The sequence below is a fragment of the Caballeronia sp. genome (assembly GCF_049581465.1).
GTDB lineage: Bacteria > Pseudomonadota > Gammaproteobacteria > Burkholderiales > Burkholderiaceae > Caballeronia.
Genome location: NZ_JBAUSA010001217.1, coordinates 1 through 1,857 on the forward strand (window position 1 = coordinate 1; position 1,857 = coordinate 1,857).

A 1,857-nucleotide genomic window follows, 5' to 3' on the forward strand; every position below is an offset into this window, starting at 1 on the left:
GAGGGTACCGGGGGGGTAACGGGGGGCCGGGGGGGTGCTGCTCGCGGTGAGTGTGGGGCTAGGGCGGACGGGGTGCTGCTCGCGGCGAGTGTGGGGCTAGCATTGAGTCCTTCTGCTTGCGTGGTCGTTCTGCTTAAGTCGGATTTTCTTGCTTATTTCTGTTAGCCCCTGTTCGGGGCGGAACTTCATTTCTTTGCAAACGCGCAAAGAAACGAAGCAAAGAAACGCGTTTTGAACCGCCAATTTTGAAGTGTCGTCGTCGCTCATTTCAGGTTTTTGGCCCGAACGTAGTACGGCCACCACACATCAACGCTCAGCCGAACACCCACCTTTCTCGCAAAAGGCGCGAACACGCTTCGCCTCGACAGCCCCAATCCCATCGTTACCCTAGCGGCAACGCCAGCGGCAAGCCCAGCGGCAACGCTAGCAGAACCGCCGGCTCTAAGCCCCCTACGCTAAGCTCCGTACGCTAAGCTCCCGACCCAAAGCCCCTACTCTAAGCCCCCGACGCCCCCTCCCCACGCGCATTCGGTTGTTGCAGTTTCTTTCGCGATTATTCAAGTTTTTGCAATTCAGGCCGATGACATCAGGGTCAGCCGCTATTCGCCACGCGAAAATCGCGGTGCCTGATCTATCTTTGCGCGCTAAGGCCAATGCTTAAAAATCTGTCCATAAAGAACTGCCTCACGGTCATGGTGATCGGTTTTGCCATTACGTTGATAGTCGGAGCGGCGGCTGGCCTGCTCTCGCTGCGTGCCGGAAACGACTCGCTCAAGCAAACCTACACAGTCGACACCCCCGCCGTCGCGAACCTTGAAAACAGTGCCGGGCAATTGCTGCGACTACGCCTGGCGCTCGCAACCTACGCGTCACTGATCGACCTCGGAGACAAGGACGGCGCTGGCGCGGTGCTCAAGCGGTCCGACCAATACCTCAAGATCTCAAGCGACAAGCTCGCCGCATTCCTGGCAAACGCCGACAGCGGCGACGAGGAGCAAGGCCTCATTCGCGACATGCAGGACAAGCGCGCGACATTCCTTAGCGAAGGCATCGACCCGGCGATGGCCGCGCTCAAGGCCGGCGACAAAAATGCGTTTCTGGACGCGCAGGCGCACAAGCTGCCGGCGCTGTACAACGCGTACGAAAAATCCATGCTCGTCCTGGAACAGGTTCAGCTCGATCGCGGTGCGCAGCGTTACGCCCAGGCGCAGGAACGTTTTTCGTTGATCATGACCCTCGTCGCCGCAGGCCTCGCGCTTGGCCTTGCGCTCGCATGGGCAATGCGCGCGGCGATGTTGCGCGCGATCGTCAAGCCGGCAGATGCGGTCGTCGCACACTTCGAGCGAATCTCGGCGGGGCGTCTCAATGGCAGGATCGTGGTCGAAAGCAGCAACGAAATGGGTTTGCTGACCGCCGCCCTGAAGCGGATGCAGGAATCGCTGATCGTCACCGTCAGCGACGTTCGTCGTGGCGTGCAGGCGATCAATACGGGTATCACGGAAATATCGGCGGGCAACTCGGACCTCTCCCAGCGCACTGAGAGCCAGGCGGCTTCGCTTGAAGAGACCGTCGCCAGTATTGAAGAACTGACTGCCACCCTCAAGCAAACTGCCGACAACGCCGGCCTTGCCAGCACGCTTGCCACGAGTGCATCGACGCTTGCAAGCCAGGGCGGAAAGCTCACTGACGACGTGATCGATGCGATGGGAAATATCGTGGGCGATTCGCGCAAGATCGGTGAAATCGTTGGTGTGATCGAAGGGATCGCGTTTCAAACCAACATTCTCGCGCTCAACGCGGCGGTGGAAGCGGCACGCGCGGGCGAGCACGGCCGGGGCTTCGCGGTCGTGGCGAGCG

General features: G+C 60.3%; 1 protein-coding gene. It reads left to right on the forward strand.

Annotated elements, in window-relative coordinates:
• Window positions 1-653: 653 nt before the first annotated feature.
• Window positions 654-1,857, forward strand: a 1,204-nt coding sequence (locus WCA53_RS29740; RefSeq protein WP_423919732.1) for a methyl-accepting chemotaxis protein, incomplete at its 3' end; no start/stop codon positions are given.